Origin of the sequence: Pseudomonas sp. PDM14 (genome assembly GCF_014851905.1) — a bacterium.
In the GTDB taxonomy this organism is placed as follows: Bacteria; Pseudomonadota; Gammaproteobacteria; order Pseudomonadales; family Pseudomonadaceae; genus Aquipseudomonas.
This window is the reverse complement of record NZ_JACVAQ010000001.1, coordinates 1,086,486-1,101,367: the sequence shown is the minus strand read 5'-3', so window position 1 is coordinate 1,101,367 and position 14,882 is coordinate 1,086,486. Positions and strand designations below refer to the sequence as shown.

The window sequence follows — 14,882 nt, the reverse complement described above, 5'->3', positions numbered from 1 at the left end:
GCCGACTGTCCGTTGTGGCATCAGCCGGCCTGATCCGGTTTCGCCGCGGTTGATACGCTTTCACTCTTGCTCTCGGCCTGGACCGCGTCGACGTCCCTGCGGCTCCACTGGATGGCGATCAGGATCAGTGTCGGGATGCCCAGCAACGCGGTGATCAGGAAGAACTGGTGGTAGCCGACGCTTTCCACCATGACCCCTGAATAGCCGCCGATCAGCCGAGGCAGCAGGAGCATGATCGAGCTGAGCAGGGCGTACTGGGTCGCCGAGAACTTCAGGTTGGTCAGGCTCGACAGGTAGGCGACGAACGCCGAGGTGGCCAGGCCAGCGCTGAAGTTGTCGCAGGAGATGGTCAGGATCAGCATGTCCAGGTTGGCGCCCATGTCGCTGAGCAGGACGAACAGCAGGTTGGTCGCCGCCGACAGCAGGCCGCCGATGAACAGGATCGGCAGAATGCCGAAGCGCACGATCAGCAGGCCGCCGGCGCCCGCACCGAGCAGGGTCATGACCAGGCCGAACAGCTTGCTGACGCTGGCGATCTGCTCCTTGGAAAAGCCCTGGTCGATGTAGAACACGTTGGCCATCACGCCCATCACCGTATCCGACATGCGATAGGTGGCGATCAGCCCGAGCAGCAGCAGGGCGTGCCAGCGGTAGCGCTGGACGAACTCGCTGATCGGCGTGACCACCGGCGCCATCAGCAGGCGACCGGGTGCGGAGAGGCAGGCGAGGGCGATCAGCACGTACATGGTGCCGCGGGGCCAGGCACCGGACACATAGGCTTTCGCCGCTGCCGCCGCGGTCACCAGGATGACGATCAGGACGATCATCGACACGGCCTGGTGGACGAAGTCGAAGTTGGGAATGACCTTGCCGCGGGCGGCGACCAGCAGCTGCCGGCGCTGCACGCTGAGCAGGTCGCGTACCGGGGCGATCTGCCGCTGGCCCCAGGGCGACAGGCAGACGGCGAGGAACAGCGCATAGAGCGTCGCCCGCGGCCAGGCCTGGTCGAGCAGGCCGGTGATCATCGCCGGCAGGGAAATCAGCATTACCAGCAGAATCAGCACCGAGAACAGCTGGTCCTTGAGCTTGAAGCGCGAGGTGCTGCTCTGCACCGGCACGTCGACGTGCGGCTCGCGCATCCACAGGCTGGTGATCAGGCCGGGCAGCATGAGGATGCCGAAAATCAGGTAGGTGCTGGCCCAGGCGCCGTATTCGTAGACCTTGGTGGTCGAGCCGAACCATTCGGCGAAGTACAGCGCGCCGGCGGTGGCGAGCAGCGCCGAGACCCGGTAACCGAGCATGTAGCTGGCGGCGAGCGCGGCCTGACGGCTGTCGTCGGCGATTTCCAGGCGGTAGGCGTCGACGGCGATGTCCTGGGTGGCGGAGGCGAAGGCCACCAGTACGGCGGTGGCCATCAGCCAGCGCAGGTGTTCCTGCGGGTCGCACAGGGCCATGCCGACCAGGCCGAGGGCCACCAGGATCTGCGACAGCACCAGCCAGGAGCGACGACGGCCGAGGCGGCCGAGCAGAGGCAGGCGCCATTGGTCGAGCAGGGGCGACCAGATCCATTTGAAGGCGTAGGCGAGGCCGATCAGGCTGGCGAAACCTATGGTTTCGCGGGAGACGCCGGCCTCGCGCAGCCACACCGAAAGCGTGGAGAACACCAGCATGTACGGCAGGCCCGCGGCGAAGCCCAGCAGAAGCAGGGCCAGCGTGGCCGGGCTGGCGTAGGCGGCCAGGGCGGCGCGCCAGGTACGATGGGGCATTAGGCGTTGAGTCCGTGAAGCGCGGGGCAGCGATGCTGCAACAAAGGGCGCACTCTAACCGCTGCGGGGCATGGGATGCCAGCCATGCCGGCGCATATCCACGCGGTTGTTGTGGACGCTGACGCCTTCGGCGCGCAGGCGCGCCCGCTGTTCCTCGCCGGCCGGCGTGCCGAGCGGCAGGCTCAGGCGACCACCGGCGGCGATCACCCGGTGCCAGGGCAGGCTGGTGCCTTCCGGCAACTGGCTGAGCGTTCGCCCGACCCAGCGTGCCGCGCGCAGCATGCCCGCCAGTTCGCCGAGCTGACCGTAGCTGACCACATGCCCTGGCGGCACCTGCGCCAGCGTCAGGTACAGCGCCTCGCGGCGCATGTCCGCCGGAGCGCTGGCGATAGCCGGGCCAAAGGCGCTGCTTGCGGGAACGGAAGAGGAGGGCGTGCTGCGCTTGACCATGTGGCAATGGGCCTGTGTGCGAAATAAATGCGGCGATCGGTCAGGCCATCACCGCGCTGAAAGTGTGCCCCAGGCGATGCCCGGATGACCAGCACGCGGGCGCTGCAGCGGTTTCCAGGGCGCGCAGGCGCGGCGTTCTGTCATCAAATGCGGCGAATATGCCGGGGAACTCGACGGATTTCGGTCGGTCAGTTCTTGCTCAGCCGCCGGGCATGCGGATAATGCCCGGTTTCCGCGAACCAGCCGGCCTATCCGACATGCTTTCCACACCCCTGTTTTCCCGATCCCTGCTTTTTCTCGTCGTAGCGTCCACCAGCGGTGCGGCCCTGGCCGATACCGTGTGGCTGAAGAACGGTGATCGCCTGACCGGCACCATCAAGCTGTTCGACGGCGGCAAGCTGTTGCTGCAGACCGACTACGGCGGCGCCATCCCGCTCGACTGGGACAAGATCGCGACCCTGGAAAGCAGCCAGGAACTCCTGGTCAAGCAGGACGACTTCACCGGCGAGCGGGCCAAGTCGCTGCAGCGCGCCGACGATGGCAAGGTCATCCTGGCTAATGGCGAGACACCGAAGACCGTCGAGCTGGCGAGCATCGAGCAGATGATCCGGCCCAAGCCGGTGGTCGAGGATCTGGTCTGGAAAGGCAACATCGACCTGGCGCTGGACTACAAGCGCGCCGAGAAGGACACCGACGACTACGACGTCGACTTCAAGACCCAGGCCCGTCATGGTCGCTGGCGCCACCTGGCCGAAGGCGAGTACAACCGCGAGTTCAGTGACGACGTGCGCACCGCCGACAACTGGGCTGCCGAGTACGCGCTCGACCGCTTCCTCACCGAGAAATGGTTCTGGCAGGGTCGTCTGGAATACAAGCACGACAACGTCGAGGAGCTGGAACGTCAGCGCACCCTCGGTACCGGTCCGGGTTACCAGTTCTGGGACGACGAACTGGGTGCGTTCTCCCTCGGTTCGCTGCTCAACCGCACTGACCATCAGTACGCCAACGGCGAGAAGGAAAACTTCTACGCCGTCAGTATGAAGTGGGACTACAACCGCTACCTGATCGGCAAGACCGTGGAGATGTTCACCAACGGCGAAGTCGGCAAGCCACTGGGCAACGCCGCCGACTACACTCTGGATGCCGAGTTGGGCCTGCGCTACAAGGTCACCGACTGGGCGTCGCTGAACATGAAGGCAGAGAAGGACATGGTCAGCGGCTCCGAAGGCGAGATCGACGAAACCCGCTACACCATCGGCTTCGGTGTGGGCTGGTAACAGCCCTCGGCCGGACACAAAAAAAGCCCCGCAATGCGGGGCTTTTTTACGGGGCCAAATCTCGACTTTGCGAGCTAGAGCCAGCCTAGGCAGCAGCGATCGCGGGCGCGGAGTTTACGTGTTGTAAATGAGCAAGCCCGCGAGTGCTGCTAACGACGACTGGCCGACGCGCAGCAAGTCGAAACGCAACTACAGGCGCAGGCCGCCGTCCAGTTCGAGGATACGCCCGGTGTAGTAGTCGTTCTCGAGGATGTAGGCCACCGAGTGCGCGATCTCCGCCGGTTTGCCCATGCGCTTGAGCGGAATGCCCGAGGTCATCTTCTCCAGTGCTTCCGGCTTCATGCTGCCGGTCATCTCGGTTTCGATGAAGCCCGGTGCGACGCCCGCGACACGGATGCCGTAACGCGCCAGTTCCTTGGCCCAGACTACGGTGTCGGCAGCGACACCGGCCTTGGCGGCGGAGTAGTTGGCCTGGCCGACGTTGCCGGCGCGGGAGATGGAGGAGATGTTGATGATCGCGCCTTCGTTCTTCAGCTCGATCATCTTCGCCGCCACTTCGCGGGTGCAGAGGAACACGCCGGTCAGGTTGACGTCGATCACCGACTGCCACTGGGCCAGGCTCATCTTGCTCAGTTCGCCGTCCTTGACCTTGATGGTCAGGCCGTCGCGCAGGATGCCGGCGTTGTTGACCAGGCCGTTGATGGCGCCGAAGTCTTCGGCGATCTGCGCCACGGTGTGGGTGACCTGTTCTTCATTGGCCACGTTGCACAGGTAGGCACGGGCATCGCCACCGGCAGCCTTGCAGGCGGCCACGGCTTCGTCGAGCTTTTCCTGGTTGAGATCGACCAGCGCCAGCTTGGCGCCCTTGGCGGCCAGGTACTCGCCCATGGCGCGGCCGAGGCCCTGGCAACCGCCGGTGATCACGATGACTTTGTCTTTAAGCTGCATACGGAATTCCCCTCTCAAATAATACTGATGGCCCCGCCGGCGTTCAGAAATCGCTATTCTGAAAGCCCGTCCGTTTGTGACGGAATCTGCGCGAGGAGTCACAAGGTGAGCGTGAAGGCCGCAAAGCATGCACGAGAATTGCTGCTCAAGGAATACCGCGGGGTGCTTTCCACCCACTCGAAAGCCATGCCCGGATTCCCTTTCGGATCGGTGGTGCCGTACTGCCTGGACGAGCTGGGCCGCCCGCTGATCCTCATCAGCCGCATCGCCCAGCACACCCACAACCTGCAGAAAGACCCGAAATGCTCGCTGCTGGTCGGCGAGCGCGGTGCCGAGGATGTGCAGGCCGTGGGCCGCCTGACGCTGCTCGGTGAGGCGGTGAAATTGCACGACACCACGCAGATCGCCGCGGCGGCCGAGCGCTATTACCGCTACTTTCCCGAGTCGCACGATTACCACAGCGCCCACGACTTCGACTTCTGGCGCCTAGAGCCGGTGCGTGCCCGCTATATCGGCGGCTTCGGCGCGATCCACTGGATTGACCAGGTCACCCTGGCCAACCCGTTCGCCGGCGAAGGCGAACGAGGCATGATCGAGCACATGAACGCCGACCACGCCAGCGCCATTGCCCATTACGTCGAGCTGTCGGGCTTGCCGCAGCACGAACCGGCACAGCTGGTCGGCATCGACAGCGAGGGCTTCCACCTGCGCATTGGCAAGAGTGTGCACTGGCTGGCCTTTCCAACATCCTGTAACAGTGCCGGGGCAGTACGCCAGGCCCTGGTTTTGCTGGCGCGGGCCGAGATCTGGCCAAGCGGGGAAACGCCCGAGGCTTGAATTAATCGCAGCGCGGCATCATTTACAGACTCTCGGAAGCCGTTCTTCCGCCAAGGAAACCCAGATGCGCGCTTTTCTCTTTCTGTTCCTGCTGTTCCCGATCATCGAACTGGCCCTGCTGATCCAGGTTGGCAGTGCCATTGGCGTGCTGCCCACCCTGTTGCTGGTGATCGGTACCGCGGTGCTCGGCAGCGTCCTGCTGCGGGTGGCCGGTATTGCCACTGCCTGGCGCGCACGCGAGCGCCTGGCGCGCGGCGAGATGCCCGAGCAGGAAGTGTTCGAAGGCCTGCTGATCGCGGTCGGCGGTGGCCTGCTGTTGCTGCCGGGCTTCATCAGCGACGTGTTCGGCCTGCTGTGCCTGATTCCCTTCACCCGCCGCCTGATGATCGAGCGCCTGCGTCGTCGAGCAGCCGAGCAGGCGCTGCGCCAGCGTGCGTTCGCCGATGATCTGGCGGCGCGCACGGGGCACGTGCATCCGGGTGCTACCCGACCCAACGTGATCGAGGGCGAGTACGAGCGCCGCGATCAGTAGGTATTTGGCGCGGCTGGCAAAAAAAATCGCCGGCGGCCCTTGAAATGCTCCCACCCGCCCCGATCTAGCCATCACCGCAAGGTTTCTGTCGCACGGCAGAACAAACTTCCGCGGCTCGCCTTGGCGTGCCGCGACCGGCCCCGCCGGATGTGCCAACTCGCCGGTGCCGTCCACCGGTTCGTTACAACTACTACTCAGGAGAGATCGACAATGAAGCTTCGTCCTCTGCACGACCGCGTCGTTATCCGCCGCAGCGAAGAAGAATCGAAAACCGCTGGTGGCATCGTGCTGCCGGGTTCCGCTGCTGAAAAGCCAAACCAGGGCGTGATCGTCGCCGTCGGTACCGGCAAAGCCCTGGACAACGGTGAAGTACGTGCCCTGGCCGTTAAAGTCGGTGACAAAGTGGTATTCGGCCCTTACTCCGGCAGCAACACCGTCAAAGTCGACGGCGAAGACCTGCTGGTGATGAGCGAGAACGAAATTCTCGCCGTCCTCGAAGCCTGATCCCCGTATCTCCGTTAACCCAAGAATTTAAGGAACAACCACCATGGCTGCTAAAGAAGTCAAATTCGGCGATTCCGCTCGCAAGAAAATGCTGGTCGGCGTCAACGTCCTGGCCGACGCGGTAAAAGCGACCCTCGGCCCGAAAGGCCGCAACGTGGTTCTCGAGCGCAGCTTCGGCGCGCCGCTGATCACCAAGGACGGCGTGTCCGTTGCCAAGGAAATCGAGCTGAAAGATCGCTTCGAGAACATGGGCGCCCAGCTGGTCAAGGACGTTGCGTCCAAGGCCAACGACGCTGCCGGTGACGGCACCACCACTGCCACCGTTCTGGCTCAGTCGATCGTCAACGAAGGCCTGAAAGCCGTCGCGGCCGGCATGAACCCGATGGATCTGAAGCGCGGCATCGACAAGGCCACCATCGCCATCGTCGCCGAGCTGAAGAACCTGTCCAAGCCGTGCACCGACACCAAGGCCATCGCCCAGGTCGGCACCATCTCCGCCAACTCCGACAACTCCATCGGCGACATCATTGCCGAAGCCATGGAAAAAGTCGGTAAAGAAGGCGTGATCACCGTTGAAGAAGGCTCGGGCCTGGAAAACGAACTGTCCGTCGTCGAAGGCATGCAGTTCGACCGTGGCTACCTGTCCCCGTACTTCATCAACAAGCCGGACACCATGGTCGCCGAGCTCGACGGCCCGCTGATCCTGCTGGTCGACAAGAAGATCTCCAACATCCGCGAACTGCTGCCAGTTCTCGAAGCCGTGGCCAAGTCCGGCCGTCCGCTGCTGATCGTGGCTGAAGACGTCGAAGGCGAAGCCCTGGCGACCCTGGTCGTCAACAACATGCGTGGCATCGTCAAGGTCGCAGCCGTCAAGGCTCCGGGCTTCGGCGACCGTCGCAAGGCCATGCTGCAGGACATCGCCATCCTCACCGGCGGTACCGTGATTTCCGAAGAAGTCGGCTTGAGCCTGGAAAGCGCCACTCTGGAGCACCTGGGTAACGCCAAGCGCGTTCAGCTGAGCAAGGAAAACACCACCATCATCGACGGTGCTGGCCAGCAGGTTGATATCGAAGCCCGCGTTGCGCAGATCCGCAAGCAGGTCGAAGACACTTCCTCCGACTACGACAAAGAGAAACTGCAAGAGCGTCTGGCCAAACTGGCTGGCGGTGTTGCCGTGATCAAGGTCGGTGCCGGTACCGAAGTTGAAATGAAAGAGAAGAAAGCCCGCGTTGAAGACGCCCTGCACGCGACCCGCGCAGCCGTCGAAGAAGGCGTGGTACCTGGCGGTGGCGTTGCCCTGGTGCGCGCTCTGCAGGCCATCAGCGAGCTGAAAGGCGACAACGACGACCAGAACGTCGGTATTGCCCTGCTGCGTCGCGCGGTCGAGTCCCCGCTGCGTCAGATCGTTTCCAACGCTGGTGGCGAGCCGAGCGTCGTGGTCGACAAGGTCAAGCAAGGTTCGGGCAACTACGGCTTCAACGCCGCGACCGACACCTACGGCGACATGATCGAGATGGGTATTCTCGACCCGGCCAAGGTCACCCGTTCCGCGCTGCAGGCCGCTGCTTCCATCGGCAGCCTGATGATCACCACCGAAGCCATGATCGCCGATAGCCCGGACGACAAGGCTGCTCCGGCCATGCCGGACATGGGTGGCATGGGCGGCATGGGCGGCATGATGTAAGCCAGCCGGCACCTGCTGTACCAGAAGCCCCGCCTCGTGCGGGGCTTTTTTATGCGTGGGCGGTGGGTGAAAAATCCGTCAAACCCTGCGCCGGGCGGCGCGCACAGGGTATCGTTGCGCCTTCGATGAGGAATCCGACTTATGCGTATCCTGCTGGTTGAGGACAACCGCGACATTCTGGCCAACATGGCCGACTACCTGGGTATCAAGGGCTACACCGTGGACTGCGCGCAGGACGGGCTGTCCGGCCTGCACCTGGCGTCCAGCGAGCACTACGACCTGATCGTGCTCGACATCATGCTGCCGGGCATCGATGGCTACACCCTGTGCCAGCGCCTGCGCGAAGATGCGCGACGCGACACGCCGGTGATCATGCTCACCGCCCGTGACCAGCTCGACGACCGCCTCAAGGGTTTCCAGGCCGGCGCCGACGATTACCTGATCAAGCCCTTTGCCCTGTCTGAACTGGCCGCGCGCATCGAGGCGGTGCTGCGCCGCAGCCTTGGCGGAGGGCGGCGCCTGCTGCAGGTCGGCGACCTCAGCTATGACCTCGACACCCTCGAAGTCAGCCGTGACAAGCGCCCGCTCAAACTCAACCCGGTCGGCCTCAAGCTGCTTGCGTTGCTGATGCAGAAGAGCCCGCACGTGGTGCGCCGCGAGGTGCTGGAGGAGGCGCTGTGGGGCGACGACTGTCCGGACAGCGACAGCCTGCGCAGCCATGTGCACCAGCTGCGCCAGGTGATCGACAAGCCGTTCGCGCAACCGCTGCTGCACACCGTGCACGGCGTTGGCTATCGCCTGACGGAAGTGGTCGATGGAGTTTAGGCAGAGCCTGTCGCGGCGCATCGTCATCGCCTTCGTCTTGATGACGGTACTGGTCGGCGGCGCCTTTTCCATCGGCATCATCGAGACTGTGCACTTCGTCGAGGAGCGGCTGATCTCCGCCGAACTGGGTGGCGATCTCAGCCGCTACCTGAAGATGGAGACCATGGAGGACTGGCGCCAGCAACCCGAGCCGGGACAGTTGTTCTTCTTCAGCGGCGGGCCGGGCATCTTCGCCATGCCTGACGACCTGGTGGACCTGTCGCCAGGCTTCCATGAGGTGTTCCGCGAGAGCGGCTCCTACCACGGCTTCGCCGAAGTGGTGGACGGACGCCACTACGTGCTGCTGCAGGACCAGACCGAATTCGAGGACCGCGAGCAACTGCTGTTCGCCGTGGTCCTGACCGGCTTCATGATCACCGTCGGCCTGTCCGGGCTGCTCGGCTGGCTGCTGGCGCGCAAGGTGATCGAGCCGGTCGGGCGCCTGGCGCGCCAGGCGCGTCACCGCGACCAGTTGCTGGACATGGCCCCACCGATGGCGCCGGACTACGCCAAGGACGAAGTGGGCGAGCTGGCCGAGGCTTTCGACAGTACCCTCGGCCTGCTGCGTGGGGCGCTGACCCGCGAGCGCCTGTTCACCAGTGACGTCAGCCACGAACTGCGCACGCCGCTGATGGTGCTGGCCAGCTCCTGCGAGCTGCTGCTGGTCAACCCGGCGCTGGACGACCGCGCACGCCGTCAGGTGCAGCGCATCGCCCGCGCCAGCGAGGAAATGCGCGACCTGGTGCAGACCTTCCTCCTGCTCGCCCGTGCGCGCAGCGAGGAGCCGGGGGTGACACCGCAGATCAGCCTGAACATGGTCGCCGACGAGCTGGTCGAGCAGTGGCGCCCGGCGATCGAAGGCAAGGGGCTGCGCTTCGACTACCAGCCCGGTCGTTTTCCCGCGATCTGCTACAACGCGCCGCTGCTACGTTCGGTGATGGGCAACCTGTTGCGCAATGCCTTGCACTACACCGAAAGCGGGCGCATTCGCTTGGAGTTGCTGGAGCACGGCTTCATCGTCGAGGACAGTGGCGTGGGCATTCCCGAAACCGAGCGCGAGGCAGTGTTCCAGCCGTTCGTCAGGGGCGTGGCGGCGCGGGGGGAGGGCTTGGGACTGGGCTTGTCGCTGGTGCAACGCATCTGCGAGAGCCAGGGCTGGCAGGTTTCGCTCAGTGGCGCGACCCCTCAAGGTTGCCGCTTCGAGGTCAATCTGCCGAACGGTTGAGAGGCTTTCACATCTTCTTCACAAATGGCTGGTTAGCTTCCTTGCAGCTTGGCGACCACTGGTGCGCGAGCCATGTAGACAGCGGTCACCTGTGACCGTTCGTCTTTTTACCCGAACGGTACCGTCACGGTGATCTAGGGTATTTCCAGTGTCGGCTGCGCTATCAAGGGGTTGCGGTGATGAAGCTAGAAATTGCACGAGGTGTATTCCTTGTCGGTGCGCTCGGGGTGACTGCCATGGCCGCCGCGGCGTGGAGCGAACCCAGCCCGGATATCCTCGATAGCCGCCACAGTTCCTTCGAATACTGTCCGCAGCCCCTGGCGATGAAGAACAAGCCGACCGAGCAGTTGCGCCCGAACTCCGACCTCCTGCTGTTCATGTTCGGCATGACGCACAGCAAACGCTGAACCAGCCGCCAAAAAAAGCCCCGCAATCGCGGGGCTTTTTTGTGCGCGTCGGTTACCTCAATGGCTGGGCGCCGGCGCGGCTGCCGGTTGGGCATCCGGCTTGGCCAGCAGGGTGTACACGCACGGCAGGACGAACAGGGTGAACAGCGTGCCGATGGACATGCCGGTGGCGATCACCAGGCCGATGTCGAAGCGGCTCACCGCGCCCGCACCGGTGGCGAGGATCAGCGGCACCATGCCGAAGACCATCGCCGCGGTGGTCATCAGCACCGGGCGCAGGCGGATCGACGCGGCTTCCTCGATCGCCTCGCGCACCGACAGGCCCTTGTCGCGGCGCAGCTGGTTGGCGAACTCGACGATCAGGATACCGTGCTTGCTGATCAGACCGATCAGCGTCACCAGGCCGACCTGGGTGTAGATGTTCATGCTCGAGAAGCCGAGGAAGATCGGGATCAGCGCGCCGCAGATCGACAGCGGCACCGTCACCAGGATCACCAGCGGGTCGCGGAAGCTCTCGAACTGCGCCGCAAGCACCAGGAAGATGATCGCCAGGGCCAGGGCGAAGGTGACGAACAGCGCGCTGCCTTCCTGAATGTACTGGCGCGAGGCGCCGGCATAGTCGAAGGCGTAGCCGCGCGGCGCTTCCTCGCGGGCGATCTGGGTGATGGTCTCCACCGCCTCGCCCATGCTGACGATCGGCACGCCCTCGACGATGGCCGAGTTGAGCTGCTGGAACTGCTTGAGCTTGGTCGGCCGGGCACGGTCGGTGACCGTGATCAGCGTACTCAGCGGCACCATCTGCCCGCTTTCGCTCTTCACGTAGTAGCTGTTCAGCCAGCCCGGGTTGTCGCGGTATTCGCGCTCGACCTGGGCGATCACCTTGTAGCTGCGACCGTCGATGGTGAAGCGGTTGATCTCGCCCTCGCCGAGCAGGATCGCCAGGGTGCTGCCCAGGTCCTGCATGGATACGCCCATCTGCGCTGCCTTGGCGCGGTCGATGTCGACTACTACCTCGGGCTTGTCGAAGGCCAGGTCGACGTTGAGGAAGGCGAACTTGCCCGACTCCATGGCGCGCTGCTTGACCCGCTCGGTCACCTGCAGCAGCGACTCGTAGTCGTTCGGCGTGTTGATCACGAACTGGAACGGCAGGCCCTCGCCGGTACCCGGCAGCGACGGCAGGTTGAAGCCGAAGATCTGCAGGCCGGGGATCTCGTTGAGCTTGCTCTGCACCTGTGGCAGCAGCTCCATCTGGGTCTGCTCGCGCTCGTCCCAGGGCTTGAGCAGGAAGCCGCCGATACCGGCCTGAACGCCGTCGAAACCGTTGATCTGGAACGAGGAGTAGTACTCGGGGAAGGACTTGAAGATCTCCACGAACTGATCGGTGTAGTGGTTCAGGTAGTTCAGGTTGGTCGGCTGCGGCGACTGCGCCATGAGGAACACGATGCCCTGGTCTTCATCCGGGGCCAGTTCGCTCTTGCTGAACTTCAGCAGCACCGGGATCAGGCACATGACGATGATGGCGAACACCACCACCACCGGCCGCGTGTTGAGCGTACCGTGCAGCGCGCTCTGGTAGCGGCGCTTGAGCCGGTCGAAAATCTGGTCGAGCTTGTGTGCCAGGCCGGACGGGTTTTCCTCGTGGCGCAGCAGACGCGAGCACATCATCGGCGACAGGGTCAGGGCGACGATGCCGGAGATGATCACCGCGCCCGCCAGGGTCAGGGCAAACTCCTTGAACAGCGCGCCGGTGAGGCCCTCGAGGAAGCCGATTGGGGCGTACACGGCGGCCAGGGTGATGGTCATCGAGACCACCGGGATGGCGATTTCCCGCGCGCCCTCGATGGCCGCATCGAACGGCGTCTTGCCCTCTTCGATATGGCGGTGGATGTTCTCCACCACGACGATGGCGTCGTCCACCACCAGGCCGATGGCCAGGACCATCGCCAGCAGGGTCAGCAGGTTGATCGAGTAGCCCATCAGCTGCATGAAGAACAGTACGCCAATCATCGACAGCGGGATGGTGATCACCGGGATCAGCACCGAGCGGAAGGCGCCGAGGAACAGGAACACCACGACCACGACGATCAGCACCGCCTCGAACAGGGTCTTCACCACCTCGTCGATGGACGCCTGGATGAAGCGCGTGGCGTCGTAGGCGATGGACACCTTGAGGTTGGGCGGCAGCTGCGCCTCGATCTCCGGCATCACGTCGCGCACGTGCTTGATCACGTCCAGCGGGTTGGAGCTGGGCGTGCCCTTGATGCCGATATAGACCGACGGAATGCCGTCGAACGAGCTGATCGAGTCGTAGTTTTCCGCGCCCATTTCCACCCGCGCGATGTCGCGTACCAGCACGCGACGATCACCCTCGGTCTTCAGCGGGATGGCACCGAAGGCCTCCGGCGACTTGAGGTCGGTGGTGGCGTTGATGCTGGTGACCACATACTCGCCTTTGACCTGGCCGGCGGCGGAGAGGAAGTTGTACTTGCGCACTGCTTCGCTCATGTCGCTGGCGGTCACGCCGTAGGCGGCCATCTTCACCGGGTCCAGCCACAGGCGCATGGCGAATACCTGGTTGCCGAGGATCTCGGCTTCGGCCATGCCCGGCAGGGTCGCCAGCTTCGGCTGGATCACCCGCGACAGGTAGTCGGTGATCTGTGGGTTGGACAGTTCGTTGCTATAGAAGCTGATGTACATCAGCGCCGAGGAGTCGGCCGCTTCCTTGGACAGCACCGGGTCTTCGGCATCCTGCGGCAGCTGGTTCTTGACCTCGTTGGCCTTGGCCAGCAGCTCGGTGAACAGGCGGTCGGAGTTGGCGCCGATGCGCGCGTAGATCGAGATGATCGACACGTTCTGCTGGCTGGCCGAGGTCATGTAGTCGATACCTTCGGCGCTGGCCAGGCTCTGCTGCAGCGGCTGGGTGATGTAGCCCTGGATGGTCTCGGCGTTGGCGCCCGGGTAGGCGGTGCTCACCGTGATCAGGGCGTTCTCCATCTGCGGGTACTGGCGGATCACCAGTTTGCTGAAGGCCTGGAAGCCGAGCAGCACGATCAGCAGGCTGACCACGGTCGCCAGTACCGGGCGACGGATGAAAGGATCTGTGAAAGCCATATTTCTGTCCTTCGCGGCGGGCGAGTTACTGCCCGGCGCTGGCTTGATTGTCCGCTTCGACCGGCGTGGCCGGGTCTGCGGCGATGCTCACGTGGGCGCCGTTGTCCAGCTTCAGCTGGCCGGCGGTGACCACCTGTTCGCCGGCCTTGAGGCCCTTGCTGACCACGACCTTGCCGTCGCGGCGCTCGCCGGTGTCGACGAAGCGGCGCTCGACGACCAGATAGGGCGCGCCCTTGTCGTCCTTCTGCAGCTGGCCGTCCTCGCCTTTCTTCTCACCGATCACGTACACCGAGTTGCCGTAGAGGGTGTAGGTGATGGCGGTTTCCGGCACGACGATCTGCGGCGCGTCGCCCGGCAGGATGATCTGCAGATTGGCGAACATGCCCGGCAGCAGCTTGTTGTCCGGGTTCTCCAGCATGGCGCGCACCTGCACGTTGCGCGTGGCGTCATCGACCTTGGGGTTGAGTGCGCTGATCTCGCCCTCGAACACGTCGCCGCTATAGGCCGCGACGTTGATGCGCACGCGCTGGCCGATGGCCAGTTGCGGCACGGCCTGTTCCGGCACGTAGAAGTCGACGTAGAGCTTCGACAGGTCCTGCAGGGTGGCGATGATGGTGCCCGAGGAGAGGAAGTCGCCGACGTCAACCTGGCGAATGCCGATGGTGCCGGCGAACGGCGCGACGATGCGCTTCTTGGCCAGCATGGCCTGCAGCTGGGCAACGCTGGCGTTGGCCTTCTGCAGCGACGAGGCGAGGCGGTCGAATTCGCTCTTCGAGATGCTCTGCCGGTTGACCAGGCTGCGGCCGCGCTCGAACTCGACGCGGGCCAGGCTCAGCTCGGCTTCGGCGGTAGCCAGGCTGGCCTGCTCGACATCGCTGTCCATCTGGATCAGCGGTTGCTTGAGGCTGACCTTCTGCCCGGATTCGAACAGCACGTCGCGCACGGTGCCGCCGACTTCGACGGTCAGGTCGACGCCCTGGAACGCCTTGAGCGTGCCGATGGCCGGCAAACGGCTCTGCCACGGGGTCGATTCGGCCTTGGCCGCAGAGATGCTGATCGCCGGCTGCGGCGCGGTGAACATCTGGATTTGCTGGTAGATCGAGAAGCCTTTGTAGGCGGCGAGGGCGAGCACCACGAGGATGACCACGCCCAGCATGATCAACATGCGGCGGAGCAACATATTCCGGTTCCTTGGCAGGGCAGAGAGGGGCCTGGGAATAGGCAAGACGGGCACCTTAGACCTACTCGTCAGGCAAGTCAAAAAGGTGCGGTTTGCA

At 64.1% G+C, this 14,882-nt stretch carries 13 protein-coding genes; 8 read left to right on the top strand and 5 right to left on the bottom strand.

Annotated features, from left to right (window positions below):
* Nucleotides 1-20 precede the first annotated feature (20 nt).
* Together IB229_RS05230 and IB229_RS05225 are read right to left on the bottom strand one after the other, a co-directional pair.
* Nucleotides 21-1,766, bottom strand: coding sequence for an AmpG family muropeptide MFS transporter (locus IB229_RS05230; protein WP_192325646.1), 1,746 nt, complete (start codon nucleotides 1,764-1,766; stop codon nucleotides 21-23).
* A gap of 54 nt (nucleotides 1,767-1,820) precedes the next feature.
* The gene (locus tag IB229_RS05225) at nucleotides 1,821-2,135 is read right to left on the bottom strand and encodes an MGMT family protein (protein ID WP_225579038.1); all 315 of its coding nucleotides are present in this window, start codon (nucleotides 2,133-2,135) and stop codon (nucleotides 1,821-1,823) included.
* A 353-nt stretch (nucleotides 2,136-2,488) separates the two neighbouring features.
* Between IB229_RS05225 and IB229_RS05220 the strand changes: the two genes are divergently transcribed.
* Nucleotides 2,489-3,493, top strand: coding sequence for a DUF481 domain-containing protein (locus tag IB229_RS05220; protein ID WP_192329262.1), 1,005 nt, complete (start codon nucleotides 2,489-2,491; stop codon nucleotides 3,491-3,493).
* Nucleotides 3,494-3,682: 189 nt separating this feature from the next.
* Here the strand turns inward: IB229_RS05220 and IB229_RS05215 are convergent, their stop codons facing one another.
* Nucleotides 3,683-4,441: an SDR family oxidoreductase gene (locus IB229_RS05215; RefSeq protein ID WP_192325642.1), complete on the bottom strand. Its 759-nt coding sequence runs from the start codon at nucleotides 4,439-4,441 to the stop codon at nucleotides 3,683-3,685.
* 105 nt (nucleotides 4,442-4,546) lie between these two features.
* On the opposite strand from IB229_RS05215, the gene IB229_RS05210 reads away from it, so the two are divergent.
* The 7 genes from IB229_RS05210 to IB229_RS05180 all read left to right on the top strand — a co-directional run bounded on the left by IB229_RS05210 (nucleotide 4,547) and on the right by IB229_RS05180 (nucleotide 10,494).
* A complete protein-coding gene (locus IB229_RS05210; protein WP_192325640.1) occupies nucleotides 4,547-5,278 on the top strand; it encodes a HugZ family protein in 732 nt (243 codons plus the stop codon).
* Nucleotides 5,279-5,342: 64 nt separating this feature from the next.
* Nucleotides 5,343-5,810 (top strand): FxsA family protein, encoded by a 468-nt coding sequence (locus tag IB229_RS05205; RefSeq protein ID WP_192325638.1) that lies wholly within the window; start codon nucleotides 5,343-5,345, stop codon nucleotides 5,808-5,810.
* Between the two features lie 210 nt (nucleotides 5,811-6,020).
* Entirely contained in the window at nucleotides 6,021-6,314 is a 294-nt protein-coding gene (locus tag IB229_RS05200) for a co-chaperone GroES (protein ID WP_173209219.1), read from the top strand.
* A 43-nt stretch (nucleotides 6,315-6,357) separates the two neighbouring features.
* Entirely contained in the window at nucleotides 6,358-7,998 is a 1,641-nt protein-coding gene (groL, locus tag IB229_RS05195; RefSeq protein ID WP_192325636.1) for a chaperonin GroEL, read from the top strand.
* Between the two features lie 141 nt (nucleotides 7,999-8,139).
* Complete coding sequence (locus tag IB229_RS05190; protein ID WP_192325634.1) at nucleotides 8,140-8,823, top strand: response regulator transcription factor; 684 nt, start codon at nucleotides 8,140-8,142, stop codon at nucleotides 8,821-8,823.
* Nucleotides 8,813-10,087, top strand: coding sequence for a sensor histidine kinase (locus tag IB229_RS05185; RefSeq protein ID WP_192325632.1), 1,275 nt, complete (start codon nucleotides 8,813-8,815; stop codon nucleotides 10,085-10,087). Before IB229_RS05190 ends, IB229_RS05185 begins: the two co-directional genes overlap by 11 nt.
* 179 nt (nucleotides 10,088-10,266) lie before the next feature.
* On the top strand, nucleotides 10,267-10,494 hold the full coding sequence (locus IB229_RS05180; RefSeq protein ID WP_192325630.1) for a hypothetical protein: 228 nt from the start codon (nucleotides 10,267-10,269) through the stop codon (nucleotides 10,492-10,494).
* A gap of 57 nt (nucleotides 10,495-10,551) precedes the next feature.
* Here IB229_RS05180 and IB229_RS05175 read toward each other — a convergent pair whose 3' ends face one another.
* The gene (locus IB229_RS05175) at nucleotides 10,552-13,605 is read right to left on the bottom strand and encodes a multidrug efflux RND transporter permease subunit (protein WP_192325628.1); all 3,054 of its coding nucleotides are present in this window, start codon (nucleotides 13,603-13,605) and stop codon (nucleotides 10,552-10,554) included.
* A gap of 25 nt (nucleotides 13,606-13,630) precedes the next feature.
* Nucleotides 13,631-14,785 (bottom strand): efflux RND transporter periplasmic adaptor subunit, encoded by a 1,155-nt coding sequence (locus IB229_RS05170; protein ID WP_192325626.1) that lies wholly within the window; start codon nucleotides 14,783-14,785, stop codon nucleotides 13,631-13,633.
* Between the last annotated feature and the right edge of the window lie 97 nt (nucleotides 14,786-14,882).

Coding starts and splice junctions, on each gene's coding strand:
- IB229_RS05190 (WP_192325634.1), top strand. CDS start 8,140: ATGCGTATCCTGCTGGTTGAGGACAACCGCGACATTCTGGCCAACATG.
- IB229_RS05175 (WP_192325628.1), bottom strand. CDS start 13,605: ATGGCTTTCACAGATCCTTTCATCCGTCGCCCGGTACTGGCGACCGTG.
- IB229_RS05170 (WP_192325626.1), bottom strand. CDS start 14,785: ATGTTGCTCCGCCGCATGTTGATCATGCTGGGCGTGGTCATCCTCGTG.
- IB229_RS05185 (WP_192325632.1), top strand. CDS start 8,813: ATGGAGTTTAGGCAGAGCCTGTCGCGGCGCATCGTCATCGCCTTCGTC.
- IB229_RS05225 (WP_225579038.1), bottom strand. CDS start 2,135: ATGCGCCGCGAGGCGCTGTACCTGACGCTGGCGCAGGTGCCGCCAGGG.
- groL (WP_192325636.1), top strand. CDS start 6,358: ATGGCTGCTAAAGAAGTCAAATTCGGCGATTCCGCTCGCAAGAAAATG.
- IB229_RS05200 (WP_173209219.1), top strand. CDS start 6,021: ATGAAGCTTCGTCCTCTGCACGACCGCGTCGTTATCCGCCGCAGCGAA.
- IB229_RS05215 (WP_192325642.1), bottom strand. CDS start 4,441: ATGCAGCTTAAAGACAAAGTCATCGTGATCACCGGCGGTTGCCAGGGC.
- IB229_RS05230 (WP_192325646.1), bottom strand. CDS start 1,766: ATGCCCCATCGTACCTGGCGCGCCGCCCTGGCCGCCTACGCCAGCCCG.
- IB229_RS05180 (WP_192325630.1), top strand. CDS start 10,267: ATGAAGCTAGAAATTGCACGAGGTGTATTCCTTGTCGGTGCGCTCGGG.
- IB229_RS05205 (WP_192325638.1), top strand. CDS start 5,343: ATGCGCGCTTTTCTCTTTCTGTTCCTGCTGTTCCCGATCATCGAACTG.